Consider the following 25,405-nt stretch of genomic DNA (forward strand, 5'->3'; position numbering starts at 1 on the left):
GAGGCTATGCGGCGGCCTGGGGGCGGTTCTCGTCGTCGTCCTCCGGGAGGCGGCAGACGCGTTCCAGGAAGAGGGCGGCGACGATGACGCCGATGCCCGCCAGGACGGCGAGGCCGGCGTAGAGGGCCTGGTCGCGGCGGGCGGGCACGTCGAGGGAGCCGAGGAGGAAGACGCCGGTGCCGCCGTACATGCCGGCGACGAGGGCGGCCACGAGGGCGCTGGCCTGTCCGAAGACCACGGCGCGGGCCGCCATGAGGGGCTCGACGCCCTTGGCGCCGGGGCGCCGCTCGCGCTGGGCCTTGAGGCGGACCCGGATCGAGAGGGCGGTCGCGGTGAGGGTGACGGCGATCACGGCGAGGACGATGGGCGCGGCGATCGGCACGCTGGGGAGGGTGCCGACCGCGTCCCAGAGGCGGGCGGCACCCCAGGAGAGGATGCCGGCCACGAGGAACAGTCCGGCGAGCACCTTCAGCCGCAGTTGTTTCACCGGGTGTCCTTCATGTGGTCGCGAGGCTGTCTGCCACGAGCCTAACGACTACTCGGGCAGACGGAGTTCCAGGTCGACACGGGGAGTGACGCCTTCGCGGCCCAGGGCGTCGAGGAGCGCGGCGACGGTGCCGCGGCCGGGGAGCTGCGCCTCGGGGTCGACGTCGTGCCAGGGGGCGAGGACGAAGGCGCGTTCGTGGGCGCGCGGGTGCGGGAGGGTGAGGACGGGGTCCTCGGAGACCACGTCGGCGTACGCGATGATGTCGACGTCGAGGGTGCGGGCGCCCCAGCGCTCCTCGCGGACGCGGTGGAACGCCTCCTCGACGGCCTGGGCCCGCTCCAGCAGCGAGGAGGGCGGCAGCGTCGTCTTCACGAGCGCCACGGCGTTGAGGTAGGAGGGCTGGCTGTCGGGGGCGACGCCCCACGGCTCCGTCTCGTAGACGGGGGAGACGGCCTTGACCCGGAGGCCCGGGGTGTCCCCGAGGGCGTCGAGGGCCCCCTGGAGGGTCTCCAGGCGGTTGCCGAGGTTGGCGCCGAGGGCGAGGACGGCCCAGCGGGGGTTGGAGAGGGTCACGTCGGCGGCGTCGACGGTCGCGACGACGGAGGCCGGTACCGGCTGGACGGTGGGGTCGCTGTGGGTCGCTTTCATCGTCGGCTCCGGGTGATCGTGATGGTGACGTCGTCGAAGGGCACGGTGATGGGTGCGTCCGGCTTGTGGACGACGACTTCCACCTCTTGGACCCCGGCGTGGCCGAGGCACTGCTGGGCGATGCGCTCGGCGAGGGTTTCGATGAGGTCGACGGGCTCTCCCTGGACGACGTCGACGACCTCCTCGGCGACGATGCCGTAGTGCACGGTCTTCGCCAGGTCGTCGTCGGCCGCCGCGGGGCGGGTGTCCAGGCCGAGGACCAGGTCCACGATGAAGGTCTGGCCCTCCTCGCGCTCCTTGGGGAAGACGCCGTGGTGGCCCCGGGCCTTGAGGCCGCGCAGCGCGACACGATCCACGCGAATCACTCCTGCTGTCGTAGTTCGGGTGGCCACGCAGCCGGGTGCGGACGGCCGGGTGTCCACTGTCGAATCTACCTGCGGGGACCGACAGCGCTTGCCCTCGGGGGGCCGCGGGCGCGTCAGGAGGGGGGTTCGGAGCCGTCCGCACCGGGCTGTTCGGCCGTCTCGTCGCCGGTGTCGGCGAGGACCGGGGAGGCGTGGTGGGACCAGATCCGCCAGCCGTCGGAGGTGCGGCGGAACACGTTGGTGGCGACCACGAGCTGGCCGACGAGGGGGCCGAGCTCGGCGCCGTCCTCGGCGGGTCCTCCGCTGAGGATGTTCTCGGTGCAGGTGACGACGGCGGTGCCGTCGGCGAGGGAGATCTCCAGGTCGGTGAGGAAGAACTGGATGTACTCGGTGTTCGCCATGATCAGGGCGTACGAGCGGAGCACCTCGCCGCGGCCGGTGAGCACGGGCCAGCCGGGGTGGACGCAGGTGACGGGGGTGGCGCCGTCGTCGAGCCAGAGGCGGGAGACGCCCTCGAAGTCGCCGGTCTCCATCGCCTCGTAGAAGGCGGTGTTGGCGGCTTCGACGGCCGCCTCGTCGGTGCTGCGGCCCGTGCGGCTCACGCGGCTCCCTCGACGGCTCGGGCGACCCGTACGGCGTCCGCCGTGGCCCTGACCTCGTGGACGCGGACGGCCCACGCGCCCGCGTGGGCGGCGAGGGCGGAGACGGCGGCCGTGGCGGCGTCGCGCTCGCGTGCGGGCGGCGGGGCGGCGCCGTCGCGGGTGAGGACGTGGCCGAGGAAGCGCTTCCGGGAGGCGGCGACCAGCAGGGGCCGGCCGAGGGCGCGCAGCTCGGGGAGGTGGGCCACCAGGGCCAGGTCGTGGGGGGCGAGCTTGGCGAAGCCGAGGCCGGGGTCGACGACGATCCGTTCGGGGTCGACGCCGCCGTCGACGACGGCCTCCAGGCGGGTGCGGAGCTCGCCGACGACCTCGGCGACGACGTCGTCGTAGACGGCGAGGCTGTTCATGTCCTGGCTGAAGCCGCGCCAGTGCATGACGACGAAGGGGACCTCGGCGGCGGCGACGGCGGGGACCATGGCGGGGTCGGCGAGGCCGCCGCTGACGTCGTTGACGAGGACCGCGCCGGCCTCGACGGCGCGGGCGGCGACGCGGGCGCGCATGGTGTCGACGGAGACGGCGACGCCTTCGGCGGCCAGGCCGCGGACGACGGGGACGACCCGGCGGAGCTCTTCCTCCTCGTCGACACGGGTGGCGCCGGGCCGGGTGGACTCGCCGCCGACGTCGACGAGGTCGGCGCCCTGGGCGACGAGGTCGAGGCCGTGCTTGACGGCGGCCGTGGTGTCGAACCAGCGGCCGCCGTCGGAGAAGGAGTCGGGCGTCACGTTGACCACGCCCATGACCGCGCAGCGGTCCCACTCCGGCAGTCCTCGGGCGGTGCCCCGGTCGATCGTCGTACTCATGTGTCCAGCGTAGGGCCCAGGGGTGGGATCAGGCCGCGCGGACCTCGCGCTCGACGGCGGCGGGCACGATGTGGGCGCAGGGCCGGGGGGCCGGTGCGGGGCGTCGGCGGGTGAAGGGGCGGGGCAGGGAGAGGTTGACGAAGCCTTCGGCCTGCATGGCGGCGAAGCCGATGCGGGGCAGGTCGCGGCTGGTGCGGTAGACGACGAAGCGGGGTTCCCAGCGCGGCCGGAACTTGGCGTTGAACTTGTACAGCGACTCGATCTGGAACCAGCGGGAGAGGAAGACGAGCAGGCCGCGCCAGACGCGCAGGACGGGGCCGGCGCCGATCTTCTCGCCGCGGGCGAGGGCGGAGCGGAACATCGCGAAGTTGAGGGACACGCGCGCGATGCCGAGGCCGGGCGAGGCATGGAGGGCGGCGACGATGAGGAGCTCGTTCATGCCGGGGTCGGCGGAGCGGTCGCGGCGCATGAGTTCGAGGGACATGCCGTCGCGGCCCCAGGGCACGAAGTGGATGATCGCCTTGAGGTCGCCGTAGGGGGAGTCGGTGCCGTCCTCGTCGGCCTTGTGGGCGGTCGCTATGACGGCGTCACCGTCGCCGGGGGCGCCGATGCGGCCGAGGGCCATGGAGAAGCCGCGCTCGGTGTCGGTGCCGCGCCAGGCGGCGGCGGCGCGGCGGACCTGGGCGAGTTCGGCCTCGTCGAGGTCGGCGACGCGGCGGACCCGGGTGGTGTAGCCGTTGCGTTCGATGCGTTTGACCATCTGGCGGACGTTGCGCATGGCGCGGCCGGAGAGGGAGAAGTCGGCGACGTCGACGACGGCCTCGTCGCCGAGTTCGAGCGCGTCGAGGCCGGTCTCGCGGGTCCAGACCTGGCCGCCCGTCTCGGAGCAGCCCATGACGGCGGGGGTCCAGGAGTGGGCCTTGGCCTCGTCCATGAAGCGTTCGATGGCGCCGGGCCATGCCTCGACGTCGCCGATGGGGTCGCCGCTGGCGAGCATGACGCCGGAGACGACGCGGTAGGTGACGGCGGCCTTGCCGCTGGGGGAGAAGACGACGCCCTTGTCGCGGCGGAGGGCGAAGTGGCCGAGGGAGTCGCGGCCGCCGTGCTGGTCGAGGAGGCCGCGCAGCCGGGCCTCGTCGTCGTCGGTGAGGCGGGCGGCGGGGTGCTCGGGGCGGAAGGCCAGGTAGATGGTGGTGAGCGCGGTGAGCATGCCGAGGGCGCCCAGGGAGTAGCCGACGGTCCAGTCGACGCCCTTGGTGTAGCCGACGGGGCCCTCGACGCCGAAGAGGCCGAACAGGACGTGTTCGAGGCGGTCGGTGAGGCTGGGGCTGCCGACGACGCGGCCGGGGTGGGCGCTGACGATGACGAGGCCGAGGGCGATGGAGCCGGCCCCCATGACCACGAAGTTGGCGAGGGCGCGCCAGCGGCTGCGGGGGTCGGGGAGGGCGGCGAACTCGCTCCGGTGGCGCAGCAGCAGGGCGAGGAGCGCGAGGGAGAGCAGGCCGCCGAGCACGGAGTGGCGCCAGACGAACTGGGCCAGCCCGCCGAGCGGGAGGAGGACGACGGCGGCGCGCCAGGCGCGGCGCTTGTGGCGCTTGAGGCCGTGGGCGAGCAGCAGGAGCAGGACGCCGGCGCTCAGGGAGAGGGCGGCGGACAGGGGGCCGAGGGTGCCGGGGAGGACTTCGGCGACGGCGTGCATGCGGCTGGCGCGGAACCGGGGGAAGACCCCGGCCGCGATGTCGATCAGTCCGACCAGGGTGCAGGCCGTGCCGACGAGGGCGGGGACCTTCTCGGGGCGGGGGCCGTGGAGAATCCGGCGTACCCGAACCGGAACCAATCCCGATTTGTCCCCATCTACCGTGACAGACATGGCTTCCCGTACTTCCCGTGGTTCCTGTGGTCCCGCGAGGGGTCCTGCGAGGGCTCTCGACTCCGGTCGGGCCTCGCTGCGCGTTCGGCGGGCCGTTCCGGCTGGTGCGCCTTCTAGGACGGAGCCGTGCGGGGTCGGGTTCATCGGTTCACAGGAAATTCTCTGAAAGAAGGCTCGGTCGTCTCATGGGACTCACCAGTGACAAGGTCCTCTGGCTGGCGGTGCTGCTGGGCGTGGGGCTGTTCCTGGCCACGGTGCTGCTCTGGCCGCGGCTCGCGCGGAGCGGCTGGCGCCGGGTCGTGGGGCGGGTCGGGCTGCTCCTCGTGACCCAGGTGGCGCTGTTCGCCGCGGTGGGGCTGGCCGCGAACCGGTCGTTCCTCTTCTACGGCTCGTGGGCCGACCTCCTCGGCCAGGAGCAGGACATGGGGGTGGTCGTCGACCATGCCGCGGGTTCCAAGGACGTCAGGGTCGTCGGCACGCGGACGCTCGACGTGCCCGGCGCCGGCCGTCCGGCGGTCGGCGGGCAGATACAGAAGGTCGTCATAGCGGGGGACCGGTCCGGGATCGTCTCGCAGGCGTACGTGTACCTGCCCCCGGAGTACTTCCAGCCCCGGTACGCCAAGCGGACGTTCCCGGCCGCCGTGGTGCTGACCGGCTACCCGGGCATGGCCGAGAACCTGATCAAGGGGCTGAAGTACCCGAAGACGGCCTACCTGCAGGCGAAGGAGGGCCGGATGCAGCCGATGATCCTGGTGATGCTGCGCCCGACGGTGGCGCCGCCGCGGGACACCGAGTGCGTGGACGTCCCCGGGGGCCCGCAGACGGAGACCTTCTTCGCCGAGGACCTGCCGAAGGCGGTCTCGGGGACGTACCGGGTCGGGACGAAGCCGCGGAACTGGGGCTTCATGGGCAACTCGACCGGGGGCTACTGCGCGCTGAAGATCGCGATGCACCACCCGGACCGGTTCGCGGCGGGCGCGGGGTTCTCGGCGTACTACCGGGCCGCCGAGGACGTCACGACCGGTGACCTCTTCCGCGGCGACGACCGGCTGCGCAAGCGGTCCGACCTGCTGTGGAGCCTGGACCACCGGCCGCAGGGCGGCACGTCGTTCCTGGTGACGACCTCGAAGCGGGGCGAGGACAACCTGAAGCCCACCCGGGAGTTCATCCGGAAGGTGAAGGACCCGGCGAAGGTGTCGTCGATCACCCTGGAGAGCGGCGGCCACAACTTCAACACCTGGAACCGCGAGATCCCCTCGGGCCTCGTCTGGATGAGCGGGAAGCTCAGCGCGACCTGACCGGCGCGCGCACCGGGTCCCGAGCGCCCGGGCCGGTGCGCACGCCGGCGCCGGTCACTCGGGGGTGGCCCGGCGCAGCGCGCGGTGGACGCCGGCCGGGGTCAGCACGCCGACCGGGCCGCCGTCGGCGCCGGTGACGGTGAGGCGCCCGGTGTCGTGCTGGAGGAGCGCGGCGAGCGCGTCCTTGAGCGAGGTCCCGAGGGGGACGGGGGCGGGGTCGCCGTCGCCGCCGTCCTTCGACCACGGGTCGAGGTCGGCCTCGGTGACCGGGGTGACGGCGAGCCGCTTGAGGCCGCGGTCGCTGCCGACGAAGTCCGCGACGTACGGGGTGGCGGGGGAGCCGAGGACGGTGGCGGGGGCGTCGAACTGCTCGATGCGGCCCTGCCCGTAGACGGCCATGCGGTCGCCCATGCGGACCGCCTCCTCGATGTCGTGGGTGACGAGGAGGACGGTCTTGCGGACGGTGGCCTGGAGGGCGAGGAACTCGTTCTGCAGGCGCTCGCGGACCACGGGGTCGACGGCGCCGAACGGCTCGTCCATGAGGAGGACGGGCGGATCGGCCGCCAGGGCGCGGGCGACGCCGACGCGCTGGCGCTGCCCGCCGGAGAGCTGCGCCGGGTACCGGGGGCCGTAGGTGGCCGGGTCGAGGCCCACGAGGTCCAGGAGTTCGGCCGCACGCGCGCGTGCGGCGGCCTTCTTCCAGCCGAGGAGCGCGGGGACGGTCGCCGTGTTGTCGAGGACCGTGCGGTGCGGGAAGAGGCCGACCTGCTGGATGACGTAGCCGATCTTGCGGCGCAGGGCGACCGGGTCGACGCCCGAGATGTCCTCGCCGTCCACGAGGACGCGGCCCGAGGTCGGCTCGACCAGCCGGTTCACCATCATCATCGTGGTCGTCTTGCCGCAGCCGGACGGCCCGACCAGGGTGACGAGTTCGCCCTCGGCCACCTCGAAGGAGAGGTCGTCCACGGCGGTCGTGCCGTCGGCGTACCGCTTGGTCACGTGCTCGAACCGGATCATGGTTCCCCATTCTGGCCCCTGGCCGCCGGGGGTGTGTGAAGGGCGTGTTGCCGCATTGTGGCGAGTTCCCGTGATTGTCGGTGGCGGGGGTTAGGGTCGCCGGACAAGCGTTCGGGAAGGTCGACGGTACGGGGGGAGGGACGATGAGCGCACCGAACTGTCTGGTCGCCAACGACTGGATCTGCGGGGAGTACCTCCGCACGCGCAGCGGCGAGTTGACCGACGCGCTGCTCCAGCATGTGGGAATCACGGTCGCGTCCGTGCTGATCGCGCTCGCCGTCTCGGTGCCCCTCGCGCTGCTCGTGCGGGCCAGGCCCCGCTTCGCGGGACCGGTCCTCGGACTGACGACCCTGCTCTACACGGTGCCGTCCCTCGCCATGTTCTCGCTGCTGCTCCCCCTCTTCGGGCTGTCCGCGGCGCTCGTGGTGACCGGCCTCGTCCTGTACGCCCTGACGATCCTCGTGCGGAACACCCTGGCGGGACTCGCCGCGGTGCCGGCCGAGACGAGGGAGGCCGCGCGCGGCTTGGGATACGGCTCCTGGCGCCTGCTGTGGCAGGTCGAACTCCCGTTGGCCCTGCCGGTGCTGATGGCCGGCGTCCGGATGGCGACGGTCTCCACGATCGCGCTGACCACGATCGGCTCGGTCGTCGGCCGCGGGGGACTGGGCAACCTCATCGAGGACGCGCTGCCGACGTTCTTCAAGGCGCAGATGCTCGCCGCCTCGGTGCTGTGCGTGCTCCTCGCCGTCGTCGCCGACCTGCTCCTCCTGGGCCTCCAGCGGCTGCTCACGCCGTGGACCCGGATACGGACCGCGCCGGGGGGTGAGTGAGATGGGGGTCGTGACGGATGCCTGGGTCTGGCTCACCACCGGCGCGCACTGGACGGGCGAGGAGGGCATCGCGCACCGGCTCGCCGAGCACGTGTACGTGAGCGGGGCGGCGCTGCTGATCGCCGCCGCGCTCGCGTTGCCGCTGGGGCTCTGGCTCGGCCACCTCGGCCGCGGCGGGGCGCTCGCGGTGAACGTGTCGAACGTGGGGCGGGCGATCCCCGTCTTCGCGGTCCTCGCCCTGTTCATGGTGTCCCCCCTGCGCAACGCGGGATACGTGCCGACCGTCGTGGCCCTGGTCCTCTTCGCGATACCCCCGCTCCTCACCAACGCCTACGTGGGTGTGCGGGAGGTCGACCGGTCCGCCGTGCGGGCGGCGCGGGGCATGGGGATGACGGGCGGCCAGCTCTTCCGGAAGGTCGAACTCCCGCTGGCCCGGCCGGTGGTGATGACCGGGGTGCGCTCGGCGGCGGTGCAGGTGGTGGCCACGGCGACGGTCGCGGCGATGGTGGGCCAGGGCGGCCTGGGCCGGATCATCACCGCCGGATTCGCCACGTACGACACGGCGCAGGTCGTCGCGGGCGCCGTGCTCGTGGCCCTGCTGGCCCTCCTCGTGGAGGGCGTGACGGTGGGCGCCGAGCGTCTCTTCGACCGGCTCGCGCGCCTCGACGGACTCACACGCTTCGAACGACTCGACCAACGCTGACTGGAGATGGGTGATCTCGTGAACAGGGTCTCGCGTATCGCGGGCGCGGTGCTGGGCACGGCGGCGCTGACCGTCGCGCTCGCCGCGTGCGGCGGTGACAGCCTGGAGGAGGGCAAGAAGGGCTCCGGGGGCACCGGGAGCGGCCAGAAGGGTTCGCTGGTGGTGGGCGCGGCCGCCTTCACCGAGGCCAAGGTGCTCGCCGAGCTCTACGCGCAGGTGCTGCGGGACGCCGGATACTCCGTCTCCGTCACCACCGTGAAGAATCGCGAACTGTACGAACCCTCGCTGGAGAAGGGCGAGATCGACGTCGTACCGGAATACGCGGCGACGATCGCGGAATTCCTCAACGCGAAGGTGAACGGGCCGAAGGCCCCGGAGGAGAAGCCGGTCGCCTCGGGCGACGCGACGGCGACGGTCGAGGCGCTGCGGAAGCTCGCCGAACCCCGCGGTCTGAAGGTGCTCGCGGTCGGCGCCGCGGTCGATCAGAACGCCTTCGCGGTGACGAAGGAATTCGCCGCGAAGAACAAGCTGACGACCCTTTCCGATCTCGGCCGTTCCAAGCTGAAGGTGAAGATCGCGGCCGGTGACGAATGCGCGGTACGGCCCTTCTGCGCACCCGGTCTGAAGAAGACGTACGGCATCGACGTGACGGGTGTCGACCCCAAGGGCGTCGGCACCCCGCAGGCGAAGCAGGCGGTCAAGGACGGGGTGGACCAGCTGGTCCTGACGACCACCACGGACGCCACGATCGACGGCTACGGGCTCGTCTTCCTCACCGACGACAAGAAGCTGCAGAACGCGGACAACGTGCTGCCCGTGGTCAACGCCAAGGACGCCGGTTCTCCCGAGATAGCCGCCGCCCTCGACCGGCTCACCCAGGTGCTGACCACAGCGGATCTCGCCGAACTCAACCGCAAGGTGGACGCCGAGCGGGCGAAGCCCGAGGACGTCGCCACGGCATATCTGGGAGAGAAGGGGCTGGTCGACAAGTAGTCCGCGGACGGGGGGAGTCGGCCCGAAGCGGAACCGGAACGGTGGATATCCACTTCCGGTGGCGAGAAGTGGCCAAGAGATTACCGGGCCGACACCCCACGCCGTGCCTACGCACGGTAAATTTCAGGCCATGCCACGTGGACGCCACCGCCATTCCCCGCCTCTGCACAAGCTGATGCCGCCCTCCGCGGTCGCCGGCGCCGCGGTCGTGTGCGCCGCGGCCGCCTGGCTCCCCGGCGACCTGGTGGTCGTCCGGCTGTTCGCCGCGGCCGCGGCGGCCGCCGCCGTCACCGGTGCCGTCCTCATGCGCAGCTGGGACCGGAGCGCCGGACTGCGGGTCGCCGAACTCGACCGCGCCCGCACCGCCGACCAGTGGAAGGCCGAGGAACGGACCGCCGAACTGGAGTCCGACCTCGACGAGTCCCGCGCCCTGCGCGCCAAGCTCGACGCCAAGCTCCGTGCCAAGCGCGTGGAGCTCGCCGGGCTGCGCGGCGAGCACGCCGACCTCCTCCGCCGGTACGCCACGGCCGAGACCGAGCGCGCCAGCGCCCTGGAGGCCGGGCGCGTCCTCGCCCTGGAGACCACCGGCGGCGCCCGCGCACTGCCGGCCGGCGGGTCCGCGCCCACCCCCGACGCCTACCGCCGCGCCGCGCAGGCCCTGCGCGACCTCCCGCGCAACGCCGCCGCCCAGCAGGCCCGCCGCACCACCGAGGCCGCCCGCGCCCGCGACCTCGCCGAGCGCGCCCGCGAGACGGAGGAGCCGCAGGGGAAGCACGCGGCGGCCGCCGGAACCGAGCACTCCCGCCCGGCCGCCGCCCTCGCCCTCCCGGCCGCACCGGCCCCCGCCGCCCTGCCCGCGGTGCCGACCGCGAGCGCGATCGTCCCCTACGCGGCCCGCAGGCCCGTCCCGCGCCCCGAGGGCGGCTTCGACTTCTTCGGTACGCAGAAGGCGGCGGCCGCCATCGAGGCCGTCCAGCACACCGACCTCGCCGACGTCGTGGGCGAGGAGGTCCTCGCCGCCGGCACCCCGGCCGGCGCGCCCCTCCTCACCCCGGTCGCCCCGCCCCGCACCATCGGCCACGTCATCGACCTCACCGCCCACGACGAGACCGAACAACTCGACGTCGCCGAACTCCGAGGCGCCGTCAACTCCTGACCGCCCCCTCCACAGCCCCGGAGGCCCGGGCCACCCTCCGTGTGGGCAATCGTCCCGCTGGGGCGGGACGGGTGGGCACACGGGACGGCGCGCTCGGCCGCGCCTCCGCCCCTTGTGCCTGGACCCGCACGAGTAGTGCGCCGCGCATGGGGTGCGGGCCGGGGCCTGGAGCCTGGGCCCGGCAGGGGGCGCCGTCCGTTGTGCCCACCCGTTCCGCCCCAGCGGAACGATTGCCCACAACGGGGGTGGCCCCGCCCGCCGTGAAGGTGCGCGCCGTCCCGGCGGGGCGAAGGCGCACCGCGGGCGAAGGCGCGGCGCGGGCCTATTTATCGATGTCGCCGACGACGAAGAAGAGCGAGCCCAGGATCGCGACCATGTCCGCGACGAGCGTCCCCGGAAGCAGTTCGACCAGCGCCTGGATGTTGTTGAAGGAGGCCGAGCGCAGCTTGAGCCGGTAGGGGGTCTTCTCGCCCTTGGAGACGAGGTAGTAGCCGTTGACGCCGAGGGGGTTCTCGGTCCAGGCGTACGTGTGGCCCTCGGGGGCCTTGAGGACCTTCGGCAGCCGCTGGTTGATCGGCCCCTGGGGGAGGTCGGCCATGCGGTCCAGGCAGGCGTCGGCGAGGTCCAGGGAGTTGTGGGTCTGGTCGAGGAGGCACTCGAAGCGGGCGAGGCAGTCGCCCTCCTCGCGCACGGCGACCCGCAGGGCGTCCTGGAGCTCCCCGTAGGCGAGGTACGGCTCGTCGCGGCGCAGGTCGAAGTCGACGCCGGAGGCGCGGGCGATGGGCCCGGACACCCCGTACGCGTGGACCGCGGCCGGGGAGAGGACGCCGATCCCGCGGGTGCGGCCGCGGAAGATCTCGTTGCCGAGCACCAGCCGGTCGTACACGTCCATCCGCGACCGCACGTCCGCGACGGCCTGCCGCGCCCGTCCGAGCCAGCCGGCCGGCAGGTCCTCCTTGAGGCCGCCGACGCGGTTGAACATGTAGTGCATCCGGCCGCCGGACACCTCCTCCATCACCGTCTGGAGCTCCTCGCGCTCCCGGAAGGCGTGGAAGACCGGGGTGATGCCGCCCAGTTCGAGGGGGTAGGAGCCGAGGAACATCAGGTGGTTGAGGACCCGGTTCAGCTCGGCGAGGAGCGTGCGGGTCCAGACGGCGCGCTCGGGGACCTCCATGCCCAGCATCCGCTCGACGGCCATCACCACGCCGAGCTCGTTGGAGAACGCGGAGAGCCAGTCGTGACGGTTGGCCAGCATGATGATCTGCCGGTAGTCCCGCGCCTCGAAGAGCTTCTCGGCCCCCCGGTGCATGTAGCCGATCACCGGCTCGGCCTGCCGGACGACCTCGCCGTCGAGCACGAGCCGGAGCCGGAGCACGCCGTGGGTCGAGGGGTGCTGCGGCCCGATGTTCAGCACCATGTCGGTGCTCTCCGCCGCGCCGCCGATTCCGACCGTCGTCTCCGTCATGCGGGACAGTATCCCCCGCGCCCCGAGCCCGCCGCCCGCCCCGTTCACGGGCCGGCCGGGACCCGCTGGACCAGCCACAGGAAGTCGCCCAGCCCGCCGCGCGCGGTGAGCTCGGCCGCCTCGCCGGCCGAGGACAGCGCGCGCAGGTAGCCGGCCGGGTCGGACGAGGCGAGCGAGAGCGGCGGCCGCCCCCCGGACACCCCGAGCCGACCCAGCGCCTCCCGCTGGGTCGTCAGCTCGGCGGCGGGCAGTCCTCCCGCCGCGGCCCGCGCCCCCGACACGGCCCCGGCGACCGCCGCCGCGCACGCGTCCAGGGCCACGTGGGCCGTCAGGTCGCAGGTGCCGTCGGGGACGGGTGGCACCTCGCGGCCCGCGCGGAAGCCGGTGAGGGTGCCGAAGGGCGGCCGGCCGGCCCGTACGTGCGCGTAGTCGACGGCCACCGCGCGGCCCGCCGAGACGGAGGCGACCGCGGCGGCCCAGGCCGCGTCGCGGGGGCGCCCGATCTCGGCCCGGGCGCCCGGGCCGGCCGGCGGCCACCAGCGGGCCAGCCAGTCGGCGTCGGGGCCGGAGACGGGCGGTCCGAGCCGTTCCGTGCCGCCGGCGTCGACCTCCACGTACCGGGCGGTGCCGGTCGCGTCCGCCTCGGCGACGTCCACCGGCACGTTGTCGAGCCACTCGTTCGCGAAGAGCAGCCCGCGCACCCCGTCCGGCACCCGGTCCGTCCACACGATCCGGGGGTCGAGCCCGGCCGGCCGGTCCGCGCGCTCGACCGCGACCGCCCGGACCGAGAGCCCCCGGCCGGCGGTCGCCGCGAGGACCCCGGTGAGCAGTTCGCCGCGGCCCGCGCCCACGTCCACCAGGTCCACCTCGGCCGACCCCAGCTCCTCCGCGACCTCCCCGAGCAGCCGGGCCACGGCGGCGGCGAAGAGCGGGGAGGCGTGCACCGAGGTGCGGAAATGCCCCGCCGGCCCCTCGGGTCGCCGATAGAAGCCCCCGGGGCCGTACAGCGCCCGCTCGGCGGCCGCCCGCCACCCCTGCCACTGACACGTCTCATCCGTCACGGGCCCCAGTCTCCACCTCGGGGAGTACGGGCCCCTCGCCAAGGATCGACCCCACGGTTGATCCCTGGACCATCTCACTGTCCCTACTCTGGGTGACGTGCAGCGCCTCTACGACTTCCTCCGCAGACACCCGACGGGCGTCGACACCTTCTGGGCCGTCGTCCTGCTCGGGTTCTCCCTGCTGTGGGTGGGGACGGCCGACCCGCCGGACGGCAACCCCGTCGGGTACGGCCTCGTCGCCGTGCTCTTCTCCCTGGTCGTGGCCCTGCGCCGGCGGGCGCCCGAGAAGATGCTGCTCCTCGCGGTCGCGCTGGGCGTCGCCCAGCTCGCCTTCGACCTGCCCCCGTTCCTGGCCGACTTCGCCATGCTGGTGATCATCTTCACCGTCGCGGCGCACGACGGACCCCGCTGGGCGTCCCGGCTCGCGCTCGCGGGCGGCCTCGTCGCCTCCACGCTCTCCCAGCTGAGATGGCCGATGGAGGGCACCGACTCGGGGGCCGCCAAGGTCTTCTTCACGATCATCATGACCGTGCCGTTCGCGCTCGCCTGGGTCCTCGGCGACTCGCTGCGCACCCGCCGCGCCTACTTCGCGCAGCTGGAGGAGCGGGCCTCCCGCCTGGAGAAGGAGCGCGAGGCCCAGGCCAAGGTCGCCGTCGCCGCCGAGCGGGCCCGGATCGCCCGCGAGCTGCACGACGTCGTCGCGCACAACGTCTCGGTGATGGTCGTCCAGGCCGACGGCGCCGCCTATGTCATGGAGTCCTCCCCGGAGACCGCCCGGCAGGCCCTGGAGACGATCTCCACCACCGGCCGCCAGGCGCTCGCCGAGATGCGCAGGCTCCTCGGCATCCTGCGGACCGGCGAGCACCAGGAGGCCGGGGAGTACGTGCCCCAGCCCGACGTGCAGCAGATCGAGGACCTCGTCGAGCAGGTCCGCGGCGCCGGTCTCACCGTCGACTTCGCGATCGAGGGCAGCCCGCGCCCGCTCCCGAGCGGCGTCGAGCTGACCGCGTACCGCATCGTGCAGGAGGCCCTCACCAACACGCGCAAGCACGGCGGGCCGGACGTCGGCGCCAGTGTCCGGCTGGTCTACTTCGACGACGGTCTCGGGCTGCTCGTCGAGGACGACGGCCGCGGAGCGCCGCAGGAGATGTACGAGGACGGGGGCGCCGACGGCCGCGGCCATGGTCTGATCGGCATGCGGGAGCGGGTCGGCATGGTCGGCGGCACGCTGGACGCGGGGCCGCGTCCGGGCGGCGGCTTCCGGATCAGCGCCCTGCTCCCCCTCAAGCCCGCCCACTAGGTCTCCCCCAGGCCCGCCCACCAGAAGAGGATCTTCCTGACATGTCCATCCGTGTGATGCTCGTCGACGACCAGGTGCTGCTGCGCACCGGTTTCCGCATGGTGCTCGCCGCCCAGCCGGACATGGAGGTCGTGGCGGAGGCGGGCGACGGGGTCGAGGCCCTGGAGGTGCTGCGCTCGACGGCGGTCGACGTCGTCCTGATGGACGTGCGGATGCCCAAGCTCGACGGGGTGGAGACGACCCGTCGCATCTGCTCGCAGCCGGACGCGCCCAAGGTGCTGATCCTGACCACCTTCGACCTCGACGAGTACGCGTTCTCGGGCCTGAAGGCGGGTGCGAGCGGCTTCATGCTGAAGGACGTGCCTCCGGCCGAGCTGCTCGGCGCGATCCGCTCCGTGCACAGCGGCGACGCGGTGGTGGCGCCCTCCACCACCCGCCGGCTCCTGGACCGCTTCTCGCCGATGCTGCCGTCGAGCGGCAAGGAGACCCGTGCCGTCGACGGCGCGCTGGCGCGGCTGACGGACCGGGAGCGCGAGGTGATGATGCTGGTCGCGCAGGGCCTGTCGAACGGCGAGATCGCCGCCCGGCTGGTCCTCTCCGAGGCGACGGTCAAGACCCACGTGGGCCGCATCCTCACCAAGCTCGGTCTGCGGGACCGGGTCCAGGTCGTGGTCCTCGCCTACGAGTCGGGCCTGGTCAGGGCGGGCGGCGGCACGGCCTGACCGACGGGGCCTGACCGGCACCGCCCGACCGGCGGGACCCGACCGGCGGGGTCCGACCGGCGGGACCCGACCCGCCGTGTCCCGGGCACTACCGCAGCACCGACTCCAGGAAGTCGCTGCCGAGCCGGGCGACGACGGAGACGTCCAGCTGGTGGAGGACGTACCGGCCGCGCCGCTGGGTGGTGAGCAGGCCGGCCCTCTTCATGACCGCGAGGTGCCGGGAGACCTCGGGCGCGCTGATGCCGTAGGCGTCGGCCAGCTCGCTCGTCGTGTACGTGCCCCGGGCGAGGCTGCGGCTCAGCCGCATCCGCATCGGGTGGGCCACCGCCTCCAGACGCAGCTTGACCGTGTCGACCGGGACGCCGCCGCCGAGCTCGCGCGTGGGGACGGGGTACTGGACGACCGGCAGCCAGCCCGGCGCGTGCAGCGCGATGAGGTGCGGCCAGCCGAAGGCGGTCGGCAGAAACGTCACCCCGGAGCCTTCGGCACTGGTGCGGGCGTGGCCGAGCTTGTCGACGACGATCCGGGAGCCGTCCGCGTCCTGCTCCAGGACCATCGCGGAGGACGCGTCGGCGATCGCCTCGGCCAGGCCCTTGCGGCGCATGAGCTCGGTCTTGTGGCGGGCGTCGGCTGCCAGCTGGACCCGCACCCGGCGCCAGGTGTCGGCGAAGAACGCCTCGTCGCAGTCTCCAGGAGCCGACGGATCCACGCGCGCGTGCCGGGCGGGTCGGCCAGCATCCGCTCCACGAACGCGGCCTGGCGCGGACCGCGCGCGGCGGCGAGGTCGAGGGCGCGGCGGCGCATGTGGGCGTCGACGAGCGGCGAGGGGGCGCCGTCCGAGTAGTGGCTGGCGCAGGAGATCTCCAGGGCCGAGGCCACGAACTTCTCGTCGTCCATGAGGTCGAGGTCGTCCAGCTCCTCCGCGAGGGTCTCGCGGGGCCGGGGCGGCAGCAGGATGTCCGAGCGGGTGGCGTTCCACATGAAGTCGGCCTCGTGGAGCCGGTCGGCGAGCTCCGGCTTCAGCGCGGCCGCCGTCGTGGTGGTCCAGGCGTGCAGCCGGGCGTGGTGCGCCGGCTCGGCCAGCGCGTGCAGGGCGGCGCCCAGCTCGGCCAGTGGCGAGGGGCAGAAGGCGATCCGCTCGTGCGGCAGTCCGGTGATGTCGATGGTCACGCTCACCCGTCCATGGTGCGGGGTGCGGAGGGGGAGCTGTCGCCTCGTTTGACGGCACCCGTCAATCGACGGCCCTCCGTTTGACGGGTGCCGTCAATCGGCGGGCCGGGCCGGACGGGCCCGGCGCACGGTGAGGGCATGAACGCGATGCACCAGTACCTCTTCGACGCCTACCGCGCCGCCCGGCTCGGCGAGCCCGCGCCCCCGGCCCCCGGCACCGGCGAACTCGCCCTCCTGAAGGCCGTCCGCGAACGGCGCCGCCTCGCGCGCGTCGCCGAGGCCCGCCGGGAGGGCCGGAGCCCGCGCCGGAGCGTCCTGGACGCCTTCCGCCGCGGGTCCCGCCCCGCACGCTGACGGCCGGCGCACGGCCGATGCCCCTCCCCGCCCGGACAGGGCCGGTGGGCGGGCTCGCGCCCGGAAGGGCCGGTGGGCTCGCGCCCGGGAAGGCCGGTGGGCTCCCGCCCGGACGGGGCCGGTGGACTCCCGCCCGGACAGGGTCAGACGCCGACGCGGGACAGGAAGTCCCGTACGGCCTCCTTGACGTCCTGTGCCGTCCAGGCCAGGCCGGGCGACGTCACCGTCAGCTCGGTGAGGGCCACTCCGGGCGGCCCGCCCGCGCCGGGCGCGAACCAGCGGCGGAACAGCGCGGTGCCGGTGGCCTCGGTCTGGGCCACGGCCGCCGCCGTGAGCACCTCGGCGTCGTACGGCAGCCAGACCCGGAACTGGTGGGTGTGCGGGGCCTCCGGGTGGATCCGGAACCAGCCCACGCCCGCCTCCGCGAGCCCGTCCCGGAGCGCGTCGGCCACCACGCGCGCGTGGGCCACGTACGAGGGCAGCCGCGGCAGCTCGACGTCGAGGCCCCGGAGCGCGGCGAGCGCCGCCGGGTACTGCTGGAAGAGCAGCCCGCCGTACCGGTGCCGCCAGACGCGGGCCTCCTCCATGACGTCCTCGGGGCCGGCAAGCGCAGCCCCGGACAGGCCGCCGAGGGACTTGTAGAACGACACGTAGACGCTGTCGGCGAGCCCCGCGATCTCCGCGAGCGGACGGCCGAGGTGCGTCGGGCACTCCCACAGTCGCGCCCCGTCGAAGTGGACGACCGCGTCCCGCTCCCGGGCCGCCTCCACCGCGCCGGTCAGCTCCTCCCAGGTCGGCAGCACGAAACCGGCGTCCCGCAGGGGGAGCTCCAGCATCAGCGTCCCGAAGGGCTCCGGGTGGTCCCGCACCTCCTCGGCGGTCGGCAGCCGCGGAGCGTCGGTGGGGTGGACGGTCCGCAGCCCGGACACGGCCGACAGCGCCCCGCCCTCGTGGACCTCGGGGTGGGCGAGCGGGTGGAGCGCGACGACCGGGTTGCCGGTGCGCCCGGCCCAGCAGCGCAGGGCCACCTGCTGGGCCTGGGTGCCGGTCGGGAAGAACACGGCGGCGGGCATGCCGAGCTCCTCGGCGACCCGGCGCTCCAGCTCCTCCACGAGCCCGTTGCCGTAGGTGTCGAGCGGGGCGTCGCCGTGTCCGGCCGCCTGCGCCCAGTCGGCCAGCTCGCGCAGCCGGGGGCCGACCGCGCCGTCCACCGAGGTGTCCCACAGCTTGCGGTCGGCGCCGCCCCAGACCTTCGCCCGGTGGAGCCGGGCCGCTTCCTCGTCCACAGGACCGTCAGGACTCACAGGATTCATGGGCCGATCATCACACCACCGCCCACACCCTGTGGACAGCCACGGAGCGGGTGTCAAGGCTGGCGTAGCATGACCAGAAATCGTCCGGTACCCGCCGAGGACTGGAACGGAAGGCCGTCCCCACCGTGAACGCACCAGCAGCGCCAGAGCCCCGAGCCGAGGACCGACCCGCCCGGCTCACCGTCGGAGTCGTCGGCGCCGGCCGCGTGGGCCCCGCCCTCGCCGCCGCCCTCCGGCTCGCCGGACACCGCCCCGTCGCCGTCTCCGCCGTCTCCGACGCCTCCCGCCGCCGCGCCGCGGAGCTCCTGCCCGACGTCCCGGTCGTCGAGCCCGCCCGGGTCCTCGCCCTCGCGGACCTGGTCCTGCTGACCGTCCCCGACGACGCGCTGCCGGGACTCGTCGAGGGCCTCGCCGACACCGGAGCCGTCCGTCCCGGCCAGCTGATCGTCCACACCTCCGGGCGGTACGGGGCACGGGTCCTCGACCCCGCCCGCCGGGCCGGCGCCCTGCCGCTCGCCCTGCACCCCGCCATGACCTTCACCGGCACCCCGGTCGACGTCCAGCGGCTCGCCGGCTGCTCCTTCGGGGTGACCGCCCCCGAGGAGCTGCGGCTGGCCGCCGAGGCCCTGGTGATCGAGATGGGCGGCGAGCCCGAGTGGATCGCCGAGGAGGCCCGTCCGCTCTACCACGCGGCCCTGGCCCTCGGAGCGAACCACCTGGTCACCCTGGTGGCCCAGTCGATGGAACTGCTCCACAAGGCCGGCGTCGCCGCCCCCGACCGGATGCTCGGCCCCCTCCTCGGCGCCGCCCTGGACAACGCCCTGAGGTCCGGGGACGCGGCCCTCACCGGCCCCGTCGCGCGCGGGGACGCCGGCACGGTCGCCGCCCACGTCGCCGAGCTCCGCAAGCACGCGCCCGGCACCGTCGCCGGCTACCTGGCGATGGCCCGCACGACCGCGGACCGGGCGCTCGCGCACGGTCTGCTCAAGCCCGAGCTGGCCGAGGACCTGCTGGGCGTACTCGCCGAGGGGGACTCCCGATGAACACCACTCCCGCCGCCCCCCTCGCGCCCGTCCGCACGGCGCGGGAACTGCGCGCCCTGGACGGCGGCGGCGCGCCCCGGGCCGTGGTCATGACCATGGGCGCCCTGCACGAGGGCCACGCCACCCTGATCCGCGCCGCACGCGAGCGCGTCGGGGAGCGGGGCTCCGTCGTCGTCACGGTCTTCGTCAACCCGCTCCAGTTCGGCGCGGGCGAGGACCTCGACCGCTACCCGCGCACCCTCGACGCCGACCTGGCCCTGGCCGTCGAGGCGGGGGCGAGCGCCGTCTTCGCACCCGCCGTCGACGAGGTCTACCCCGGCGGCGAGCCCCAGGTCCGGATCACCGCGGGCCCCATGGGCGAGCGCCTCGAAGGCGCCTCCCGGCCCGGACACTTCGACGGCATGCTGACCGTCGTCGCCAAGCTGCTCCACCTCACCGCCCCCGACCTGGCCTTCTTCGGCCAGAAGGACGCGCAGCAGCTGGCCCTGATCCGCCGGATGGTCCGCGACCTGAACTTCCCCGTCGAGATCGTCGGGGTCACGACCGTGCGGGAGGCCGACGGCCTCGCCCTGTCGAGCCGCAACCGGTACCTGTCGGCCGAGGAGCGCCGTACGGCGCTCGCGCTGTCCCGCGCCCTGTTCACCGCCTGCGACCGGCTCGCCGCGCAGTCGGCCCTGCGCGCGCGTGCCGACGCGCTGCCCGGCGCCCAGGGCCGGGTCGAGAACCGCGCCGAGGCGCTCTCCCGGCTCGGCGAGGCCCGTGCCGCCGCCGACGCCCACGCGGTCGCGCAGGCCGCCGAGGGCGGGGGCGCCGAAGCGGTCCGGGCCGCGGCCCGGTCCGTGCTGGAGGAGGCGGCCAAGGCGCGGCCGCCGCTCACCCTGGACTACCTGGCCCTCGTCGACCCGGCCGACTTCACCGAGGTCGCCGACGACCACGACGGGGAGGCGATCCTCGCGGTCGCCGCGCGCGTGGGCGCCACCCGACTGATCGACAACGTCCCCCTTCTCTTGGGGACCACCCTGGTCGGCACCACCCTGTCCGGAGCCGACCTGCCCGGAACCACCCCCTTCGGAGCCGCCAAGTGACCGGAATACGGCTGCACGCACCCGCACCCGGCTGGGACATCGACGCCGACGTCGTCGTGGTCGGCTCCGGCGTCGCCGGTCTCACCGCCGCCCTGCGGTGCACCGCCGCCGGACTGCGCACGGTCGTCGTCACCAAGGCCCGGCTCGACGACGGCTCCACCCGCTGGGCCCAGGGCGGCATCGCCGCCGCCCTCGGCGACGGCGACACCCCCGAGCAGCACCTCGACGACACGCTCGTCGCCGGGGCCGGACTCTGCGACGAGCGGGCCGTGCGCGCGCTGGTCACCGAGGGCCCCGACGCGGTCCGCCGGCTGATCGCGACCGGCGCCGACTTCGACAAGACCGCCGACGGCGAGATCGCGCTGACCCGCGAGGGCGGCCACCACCGCCGCCGCATCGCGCACGCAGGCGGTGACGCGACCGGCGCCGAGATCTCCCGCGCCCTGGTCGAGGCGATACGGGACCGGGGCGTGCGCACCATCGAGCACGCCCTCGTCCTGGACCTCCTCACGGACGCCGAGGGCCGCACCGCGGGCGTGACCCTGCACGTCATGGGCGAGGGCCAGCACGACGGCGTCGGCGCCGTCCACGCCCCCGCGGTGGTCCTGGCCACCGGCGGCATGGGCCAGGTCTTCTCCGCCACCACCAACCCGGCCGTCTCCACCGGCGACGGCGTCGCGCTCGCCCTGCGGGCCGGCGCCGAGGTCTCCGACCTGGAGTTCGTCCAGTTCCACCCCACGGTGCTCTTCCTCGGCGCCGGCTCCGAGGGACAGCAGCCGCTGGTCTCCGAGGCCGTCCGGGGCGAGGGCGCCCACCTGGTCGACGCCGACGGGGTCCGCTTCATGCTCGGGCAGCACGAGCTGGCCGAGCTCGCGCCCCGGGACATCGTCGCCAAGGCGATCACGCGCCGGATGCAGGAGCAGGGCACCGAGCAGATGTACCTCGACGCCCGGCACTTCGGCGCCGAGATGTGGGAGCAGCGCTTCCCCACCATCCTGGCCGCCTGCCGGTCGCACGACATCGACCCGGTGACCGAGCCCATCCCGGTCGCCCCCGCCGCCCACTACGCCTCCGGCGGCGTCCGTACCGACCTGCGCGGCCGGACCACGGTCCCCGGGCTCTACGCGTGCGGGGAGGTGGCCTGCACGGGCGTCCACGGCGCCAACCGGCTGGCCTCGAACTCGCTCCTGGAGGGCCTGGTCTTCGCCGAGCGGATCGCCGAGGACATCATCGCCGCCGCGCCGCGCGTGGCCGGGACCCCGGTGCCGCACCCGACGCCGGTGACCCTGCCGCTGCCCGTGGCGGGCGCCCGCACCCGCGTCCAGCGGGTGATGACGGCCGGCGCGGGCGTGCTCCGCTCGGAGGACAGCCTGCGGACGGCCGCCGAGGCCCTCGACGCGCTGCACAGCGACGCCGTGGCCGGCGGCACCGACGACACCAAGGCCGCCGAGCCGGGCGTGGAGTCCTGGGAGACCACCAACCTGCTGTGCGTCGCCCGGGTCCTGGTCGCCGCGGCCCGCCACCGCGAGGAGACCCGCGGCTGCCACTGGCGCGAGGACCACGCCGACCGCGACGACGAGAACTGGCGCCGGCACCTGGTCGTCCGCCTCACCCCGGAGCGGACCCTCGACGTCCGCACCACCGACAGCTTCGACTTTCCCCCCACCCTCGACGCCCCCAGGGAGCCGTAAGTGAGCACGCCCGAGGAAGCCCGTCCCGAGCCCGTGGACGTCCCTCTCATCCAGATCACCACGGTCTCCCCCGAAGAGGCCGGCGGCTGCGGCGACGACTGCGCCTGCGGCGGCGAGGAGTTCGAGTGCGGGCTCGACCCCGCGCTGGCCGAGCTGCTCGCCGAGTCCGGCCTCGACCCCGTCCAGGTCGAGGACATCGCCCACCTGGCGATCGCCGAGGACCTCGACGGGGGCGTCGACGTGACGACCGTGGCCACCGTCCCCGAGGACGCCGTCGCGACCGCCGACTTCACCGCGCGCGAGGCCGGTGTCGTGGCCGGCCTGAGGGTCGCCGAGGCCGTCCTGTCCATCGTCTGCGCCGACGAGTTCGAGGTCGAGCGGCACGTCGAGGACGGCGCGCGCGTCGAGGCCGGGGAGACCCTCCTCAGCGTCACCGCCCGCACCCGCGACCTGCTCACCGGCGAGCGCAGCGCGCTCAACATCCTGTGCCGCCTCTCCGGCATCGCCACCGCCACGCGCGCGTGGGCGGACGCCCTGGAGGGCACGAAGGCCAAGGTCCGCGACACCCGCAAGACCACCCCGGGCCTGCGCGCCCTGGAGAAGTACGCGGTCCGCTGCGGCGGCGGCGTCAACCACCGCATGTCGCTCTCCGACGCCGCGCTGGTGAAGGACAACCACGTGGTGGCGGCCGGCGGCGTCGCCGAGGCGTTCAAGGCCGTCCGCGAGCTGTTCCCCGAGCTGCCCATCGAGGTCGAGGTCGACACGATGCACCAGGTCCGCGAGGTCCTGGACGCGGGCGCCGACCTGATCCTGCTCGACAACTTCACCCCCGGCGAGACCGAGGAGGCCGTCGCCCTGGTCGCGGGCCGCGCCGTCCTGGAGTCCTCCGGCCGGCTGACCCTGGACAACGCGGCGGCGTACGCGGCGACCGGCGTGGACTACCTCGCGGTCGGCGGCCTCACCCACTCCTCCCCGATCCTCGACATCGGCCTGGACCTGCGCGAGGTGCGGGCCTGATGCTGCTCACCATCGACGTCGGCAACACGCACACGGTCCTCGGCCTCTTCGACGGCGAGGAGATCGTCGAGCACTGGCGGATCTCCACGGACCCGCGCAGGACGGCCGACGAGATGGCGGTCCTGCTCCAGGGCCTCATGGGCATGCACCCGCTGCTCGGCGTCGAGCTGGGCGACGGCATCGAGGGGATCGCCATCTGCGCGACGGTCCCCTCGGTGCTGCACGAGCTGCGCGAGGTGACCCGCCGCTACTACGGCGACGTGCCGGCCGTGCTGGTGGAGCCGGGCGTCAAGACGGGCGTCCCGGTCATCACCGACAACCCGAAGGAGGTCGGCGCGGACCGCATCATCAACGCGGCCGCGGCGGTCGAGCTCTACGGCGGTCCCGCCATCGTCGTGGACTTCGGCACGGCGACCACGTACGACGCGGTCACCGCGCGCGGGGAGTACGCGGGCGGGGCGATCGCGCCCGGCATCGAGATCTCGGTCGAGGCACTGGGCGTCAAGGGCGCCATGCTCCGCAAGATCGAGCTGGCCCGCCCGCGCAACGTCATCGGCAAGAACACGGTCGAGGCGATGCAGTCCGGCATCATCTACGGCTACGCGGGCCAGGTCGACGGCGTCGTCGCCCGGATGAAGCGCGAGCTCGTCGGCCCCGCCGGCGACCCCTCCGACGTCACCGTCATCGCCACCGGCGGTCTCGCCCCGATGGTCCTCGGCGAGTCCGCCGAGATCGACGAGCACGAGCCCTGGCTGACCCTGATCGGCCTCCGCCTGGTCTACGAGCGCAACGTCTCCCGGATGTAGGCACCACCCTCGTCCCGTCCCGGAGGTGCCGTCGGACGACACCGCCCGGTCCAGCACGGATACGGCCGTCTCCTCGGCCGCGGGCGGCGGTCGCGGCGGCGCTCCGTCCGACCTCGTACGGAGGGGGCCGCCGACCGGGGCCCCCTGCGGCGCGTCGGAATGATCGCTAAGAGAAAATTGTCCGATTAGCGCGTAGTGTCGGCCCATGCCCACGCCATACGGATCCCGCGGCGGCATGGCGTTCAGCGCGGACGAGCTGCGTGTCCTGCGTCGCGCCCTCGCCACCGCCCTGCACCCCGCCCCCCTTCAGGACGAGGACGTCCAGGACTGCCTGCGCCTGGCCGCATCCGTGGACGAGGCCGTGCGCGAGGCCGGCCGGCTGCGCGCCTTCCTCCTGGACGACCTGACCCGCTACCGCCAGGCGCTGCCGGGGTCGCTCGGCGGCTATCTGGAGCTCCTGCGGGAGGCGCTGGCCGCCGGGTACGACCCCGGGGCCGACGACCTCGCCGCCCTGCGCGCGCTGCGGAGCAACCCGGCCGCCGCCGAGCTGCTCGCGCGCTGCCGGATCCTCGCCGAGCGGTCCGTGCGGAGCCGCCTGGCCCGGGTCTCCCAGGCCACCGCCGCCACCGCGGCCGGCGTCCCCCGGGCGCGGCTGCTGGCGCTCCCCGGCGGGCGCGCGGCGGCCGACGAGCCCAAGCCGACCCCGCCGGCACCGGCCGAGCGCCCGGTGCCCAAGCCGTCCGAGGTGTTCCCGCCGCGCCGACGGCCCGTACCCCCGCCCCCGCCCGAGGAGCGGGTCGCCGGATAGCTACTCTGGTCGGCATGGACTACGTATCCGCGCTCCTGCCCCCCGTCGTGATGGCCGCCTTCTTCATCGGCCTCGTCGTCACGATCGTGAAGAGCCAGGGCGGCCCGAACAAGGCCAAGGAGGACGCGGTCGTCGACGCCGCGCTCGCCCGCGCCGAGGCCGCCCGCCAGGCGGACGGCACCGCCGCCTCCTGAGCACCCGCCGCCCTCCGGGGCGGCCACCGCACCACCGGGACGTGCGACCTTTCGAGGTCGTGCGTCCTTTTTGTCGGATCTCTTCCGTCAATGGCCACTCCCTGGCGTTTTGCGCACTAAGGTGACGTTGTGCCCCGTCCTTTGGGAGAGCTCGAAGACGCCGTCATGACCCGCGTCTGGCAATGGAACCGCCCGGTGACCGTCCGGGAAGTTCTGGAGGACCTCCAGCAGGAACGGTCCATCGCCTACACGACCGTCATGACGGTCATGGACAATCTGCATCAGAAGGGCTGGGTGCGCCGGGAAGTCGAAGGCCGCGCCTATCGATATACCGCGGTCTCCACCCGGGCCGCCTACTCGGCCGCTCTGATGAACGAGGCATGGGCCCAGAGCGACAACCCGGCCGCCGCTCTCGTCGCCTTCTTCGGGATGATGTCGCAGGACCAGCGCGAGGCCCTGAACGACGCCATCCGAATCGTCCAGCGGGACACGCCGATCTCCCCGGCGCCCGAGGAGGGCGCCGACCGCGCGGGGGGCCGGGAGCGATAGC

At 74.0% G+C, this 25,405-nt stretch carries 26 protein-coding genes and 1 pseudogene; 16 read left to right on the plus strand and 11 right to left on the minus strand.

Annotation, left to right across the window (positions count from 1 at the left end; all coding sequences use genetic code 11):
• Nucleotides 1-4: 4 nt before the first annotated feature.
• The 6 genes from AB0424_RS25735 to AB0424_RS25760 form a co-directional block, all read right to left on the minus strand.
• A complete protein-coding gene (locus AB0424_RS25735; RefSeq protein WP_366308901.1) occupies nt 5-487 on the minus strand; it encodes a DUF3180 domain-containing protein in 483 nt (160 codons plus the stop codon).
• 48 nt (nt 488-535) lie between these two features.
• The gene (gene folK / locus AB0424_RS25740; RefSeq protein ID WP_366308902.1) at nt 536-1,135 is read right to left on the minus strand and encodes a 2-amino-4-hydroxy-6-hydroxymethyldihydropteridine diphosphokinase; all 600 of its coding nucleotides are present in this window, start codon (nt 1,133-1,135) and stop codon (nt 536-538) included.
• Entirely contained in the window at nt 1,132-1,491 is a 360-nt protein-coding gene (gene folB / locus AB0424_RS25745; RefSeq protein WP_364277156.1) for a dihydroneopterin aldolase, read from the minus strand. Before folB ends, folK begins: the two co-directional genes overlap by 4 nt.
• 122 nt (nt 1,492-1,613) lie before the next feature.
• Nucleotides 1,614-2,102 (minus strand): nuclear transport factor 2 family protein, encoded by a 489-nt coding sequence (locus AB0424_RS25750; protein ID WP_366308903.1) that lies wholly within the window; start codon nt 2,100-2,102, stop codon nt 1,614-1,616.
• The gene (gene folP, locus AB0424_RS25755) at nt 2,099-2,959 is read right to left on the minus strand and encodes a dihydropteroate synthase (protein ID WP_366308904.1); all 861 of its coding nucleotides are present in this window, start codon (nt 2,957-2,959) and stop codon (nt 2,099-2,101) included. Before folP ends, AB0424_RS25750 begins: the two co-directional genes overlap by 4 nt.
• A 28-nt stretch (nt 2,960-2,987) precedes the next feature.
• On the minus strand, nt 2,988-4,829 hold the full coding sequence (locus AB0424_RS25760; RefSeq protein ID WP_366308905.1) for a phosphatidylglycerol lysyltransferase domain-containing protein: 1,842 nt from the start codon (nt 4,827-4,829) through the stop codon (nt 2,988-2,990).
• 185 nt (nt 4,830-5,014) lie between these two features.
• Between AB0424_RS25760 and AB0424_RS25765 the strand changes: the two genes are divergently transcribed.
• Nucleotides 5,015-6,127 (plus strand): alpha/beta hydrolase-fold protein, encoded by a 1,113-nt coding sequence (locus AB0424_RS25765; RefSeq protein WP_366308906.1) that lies wholly within the window; start codon nt 5,015-5,017, stop codon nt 6,125-6,127.
• Between the two features lie 54 nt (nt 6,128-6,181).
• On the opposite strand, the gene AB0424_RS25770 is transcribed toward AB0424_RS25765, so the two are convergent.
• Nucleotides 6,182-7,144 carry an ATP-binding cassette domain-containing protein gene (locus tag AB0424_RS25770; protein ID WP_366308907.1) on the minus strand — a complete coding sequence of 321 codons (963 nt, stop codon included), beginning with the start codon at nt 7,142-7,144 and terminating at the stop codon, nt 6,182-6,184.
• Between the two features lie 143 nt (nt 7,145-7,287).
• On the opposite strand from AB0424_RS25770, the gene AB0424_RS25775 reads away from it, so the two are divergent.
• The 4 genes from AB0424_RS25775 (at nt 7,288) to AB0424_RS25790 (ending at nt 10,826) form a co-directional block, all read left to right on the plus strand.
• The gene (locus AB0424_RS25775; protein ID WP_366308908.1) at nt 7,288-7,974 is read left to right on the plus strand and encodes an ABC transporter permease; all 687 of its coding nucleotides are present in this window, start codon (nt 7,288-7,290) and stop codon (nt 7,972-7,974) included.
• Between the two features lies 1 nt (nt 7,975).
• Entirely contained in the window at nt 7,976-8,677 is a 702-nt protein-coding gene (locus tag AB0424_RS25780) for an ABC transporter permease (RefSeq protein WP_366308909.1), read from the plus strand.
• 6 nt (nt 8,678-8,683) lie between these two features.
• Nucleotides 8,684-9,670, plus strand: a complete 987-nt coding sequence (locus tag AB0424_RS25785) for an ABC transporter substrate-binding protein (RefSeq protein ID WP_366308910.1) — start codon at nt 8,684-8,686, stop codon at nt 9,668-9,670.
• A 130-nt stretch (nt 9,671-9,800) separates the two neighbouring features.
• A complete protein-coding gene (locus AB0424_RS25790; RefSeq protein WP_366308911.1) occupies nt 9,801-10,826 on the plus strand; it encodes a hypothetical protein in 1,026 nt (341 codons plus the stop codon).
• Nucleotides 10,827-11,148: 322 nt separating this feature from the next.
• On the opposite strand, the gene AB0424_RS25795 is transcribed toward AB0424_RS25790, so the two are convergent.
• Both AB0424_RS25795 and AB0424_RS25800 read right to left on the minus strand, forming a co-directional pair.
• Entirely contained in the window at nt 11,149-12,291 is a 1,143-nt protein-coding gene (locus AB0424_RS25795; protein WP_366308912.1) for an NADH-quinone oxidoreductase subunit D, read from the minus strand.
• Nucleotides 12,292-12,335: 44 nt separating this feature from the next.
• Entirely contained in the window at nt 12,336-13,352 is a 1,017-nt protein-coding gene (locus tag AB0424_RS25800; protein ID WP_366308913.1) for an SAM-dependent methyltransferase, read from the minus strand.
• A gap of 97 nt (nt 13,353-13,449) precedes the next feature.
• Between AB0424_RS25800 and AB0424_RS25805 the strand changes: the two genes are divergently transcribed.
• Nucleotides 13,450-14,652 (plus strand): sensor histidine kinase, encoded by a 1,203-nt coding sequence (locus AB0424_RS25805; protein WP_366308914.1) that lies wholly within the window; start codon nt 13,450-13,452, stop codon nt 14,650-14,652.
• Between the two features lie 41 nt (nt 14,653-14,693).
• Entirely contained in the window at nt 14,694-15,374 is a 681-nt protein-coding gene (locus tag AB0424_RS25810; protein ID WP_366308915.1) for a response regulator transcription factor, read from the plus strand.
• 88 nt (nt 15,375-15,462) lie between these two features.
• On the opposite strand, the pseudogene AB0424_RS25815 reads toward AB0424_RS25810, so the two are convergent.
• Nucleotides 15,463-16,550: pseudogene (locus AB0424_RS25815) on the minus strand (DUF5937 family protein).
• 132 nt (nt 16,551-16,682) lie between these two features.
• Between AB0424_RS25815 and AB0424_RS25820 the strand changes: the two are divergent.
• Nucleotides 16,683-16,898, plus strand: coding sequence for a hypothetical protein (locus AB0424_RS25820; RefSeq protein ID WP_366308916.1), 216 nt, complete (start codon nt 16,683-16,685; stop codon nt 16,896-16,898).
• 143 nt (nt 16,899-17,041) lie between these two features.
• Here the strand turns inward: AB0424_RS25820 and AB0424_RS25825 are convergent, their stop codons facing one another.
• Nucleotides 17,042-18,211, minus strand: coding sequence for a beta-eliminating lyase-related protein (locus AB0424_RS25825; RefSeq protein ID WP_366308917.1), 1,170 nt, complete (start codon nt 18,209-18,211; stop codon nt 17,042-17,044).
• A gap of 125 nt (nt 18,212-18,336) precedes the next feature.
• Here AB0424_RS25825 and AB0424_RS25830 point away from each other — a divergent pair, with 125 nt between their 5' ends.
• The 8 genes from AB0424_RS25830 to AB0424_RS25865 all read left to right on the plus strand — a co-directional run bounded on the left by AB0424_RS25830 (nt 18,337) and on the right by AB0424_RS25865 (nt 25,404).
• Complete coding sequence (locus AB0424_RS25830; protein WP_366308918.1) at nt 18,337-19,254, plus strand: DUF2520 domain-containing protein; 918 nt, start codon at nt 18,337-18,339, stop codon at nt 19,252-19,254.
• Nucleotides 19,251-20,339 carry a pantoate--beta-alanine ligase gene (gene panC, locus AB0424_RS25835; RefSeq protein ID WP_366308919.1) on the plus strand — a complete coding sequence of 363 codons (1,089 nt, stop codon included), beginning with the start codon at nt 19,251-19,253 and terminating at the stop codon, nt 20,337-20,339. The genes AB0424_RS25830 and panC overlap by 4 nt, the downstream gene beginning before the upstream one ends.
• A complete protein-coding gene (locus AB0424_RS25840; RefSeq protein WP_366308920.1) occupies nt 20,336-22,030 on the plus strand; it encodes an L-aspartate oxidase in 1,695 nt (564 codons plus the stop codon). The genes panC and AB0424_RS25840 overlap by 4 nt, the downstream gene beginning before the upstream one ends.
• Nucleotides 22,031-23,047: a carboxylating nicotinate-nucleotide diphosphorylase gene (nadC, locus tag AB0424_RS25845; RefSeq protein ID WP_366308921.1), complete on the plus strand. Its 1,017-nt coding sequence runs from the start codon at nt 22,031-22,033 to the stop codon at nt 23,045-23,047.
• Nucleotides 23,047-23,853 (plus strand): type III pantothenate kinase, encoded by an 807-nt coding sequence (locus AB0424_RS25850; protein ID WP_366308922.1) that lies wholly within the window; start codon nt 23,047-23,049, stop codon nt 23,851-23,853. The genes nadC and AB0424_RS25850 overlap by 1 nt, the downstream gene beginning before the upstream one ends.
• Before the next feature lie 235 nt (nt 23,854-24,088).
• Nucleotides 24,089-24,661, plus strand: coding sequence for a hypothetical protein (locus AB0424_RS25855; protein ID WP_366308959.1), 573 nt, complete (start codon nt 24,089-24,091; stop codon nt 24,659-24,661).
• A 14-nt stretch (nt 24,662-24,675) separates the two neighbouring features.
• Nucleotides 24,676-24,855 carry a hypothetical protein gene (locus tag AB0424_RS25860; protein ID WP_366308923.1) on the plus strand — a complete coding sequence of 60 codons (180 nt, stop codon included), beginning with the start codon at nt 24,676-24,678 and terminating at the stop codon, nt 24,853-24,855.
• Between the two features lie 129 nt (nt 24,856-24,984).
• Nucleotides 24,985-25,404 (plus strand): BlaI/MecI/CopY family transcriptional regulator, encoded by a 420-nt coding sequence (locus tag AB0424_RS25865; protein ID WP_366308924.1) that lies wholly within the window; start codon nt 24,985-24,987, stop codon nt 25,402-25,404.
• Nucleotide 25,405 lies beyond the last annotated feature (1 nt).

This window comes from Streptomyces sp. NPDC051180 (assembly GCF_040689545.1).
Classification (GTDB): domain Bacteria; phylum Actinomycetota; class Actinomycetes; order Streptomycetales; family Streptomycetaceae; genus Streptomyces.

Excerpts from the sequence above, each read along its gene's own strand:
- folK (WP_366308902.1), bottom strand. The coding sequence starts at position 1,135 with ATGAAAGCGACCCACAGCGACCCCACCGTCCAGCCGGTACCGGCCTCC.
- folP (WP_366308904.1), bottom strand. The coding sequence starts at position 2,959 with ATGAGTACGACGATCGACCGGGGCACCGCCCGAGGACTGCCGGAGTGG.
- AB0424_RS25760 (WP_366308905.1), bottom strand. The coding sequence starts at position 4,829 with ATGTCTGTCACGGTAGATGGGGACAAATCGGGATTGGTTCCGGTTCGG.
- AB0424_RS25765 (WP_366308906.1), top strand. The coding sequence starts at position 5,015 with ATGGGACTCACCAGTGACAAGGTCCTCTGGCTGGCGGTGCTGCTGGGC.
- AB0424_RS25770 (WP_366308907.1), bottom strand. The coding sequence starts at position 7,144 with ATGATCCGGTTCGAGCACGTGACCAAGCGGTACGCCGACGGCACGACC.
- AB0424_RS25775 (WP_366308908.1), top strand. The coding sequence starts at position 7,288 with ATGAGCGCACCGAACTGTCTGGTCGCCAACGACTGGATCTGCGGGGAG.
- AB0424_RS25780 (WP_366308909.1), top strand. The coding sequence starts at position 7,976 with ATGGGGGTCGTGACGGATGCCTGGGTCTGGCTCACCACCGGCGCGCAC.
- AB0424_RS25785 (WP_366308910.1), top strand. The coding sequence starts at position 8,684 with ATGGGTGATCTCGTGAACAGGGTCTCGCGTATCGCGGGCGCGGTGCTG.
- AB0424_RS25790 (WP_366308911.1), top strand. The coding sequence starts at position 9,801 with ATGCCACGTGGACGCCACCGCCATTCCCCGCCTCTGCACAAGCTGATG.
- AB0424_RS25795 (WP_366308912.1), bottom strand. The coding sequence starts at position 12,291 with ATGACGGAGACGACGGTCGGAATCGGCGGCGCGGCGGAGAGCACCGAC.
- AB0424_RS25810 (WP_366308915.1), top strand. The coding sequence starts at position 14,694 with ATGTCCATCCGTGTGATGCTCGTCGACGACCAGGTGCTGCTGCGCACC.
- AB0424_RS25820 (WP_366308916.1), top strand. The coding sequence starts at position 16,683 with ATGAACGCGATGCACCAGTACCTCTTCGACGCCTACCGCGCCGCCCGG.
- AB0424_RS25825 (WP_366308917.1), bottom strand. The coding sequence starts at position 18,211 with ATGAATCCTGTGAGTCCTGACGGTCCTGTGGACGAGGAAGCGGCCCGG.
- panC (WP_366308919.1), top strand. The coding sequence starts at position 19,251 with ATGAACACCACTCCCGCCGCCCCCCTCGCGCCCGTCCGCACGGCGCGG.
- AB0424_RS25850 (WP_366308922.1), top strand. The coding sequence starts at position 23,047 with ATGCTGCTCACCATCGACGTCGGCAACACGCACACGGTCCTCGGCCTC.
- AB0424_RS25855 (WP_366308959.1), top strand. The coding sequence starts at position 24,089 with ATGGCGTTCAGCGCGGACGAGCTGCGTGTCCTGCGTCGCGCCCTCGCC.
- AB0424_RS25860 (WP_366308923.1), top strand. The coding sequence starts at position 24,676 with ATGGACTACGTATCCGCGCTCCTGCCCCCCGTCGTGATGGCCGCCTTC.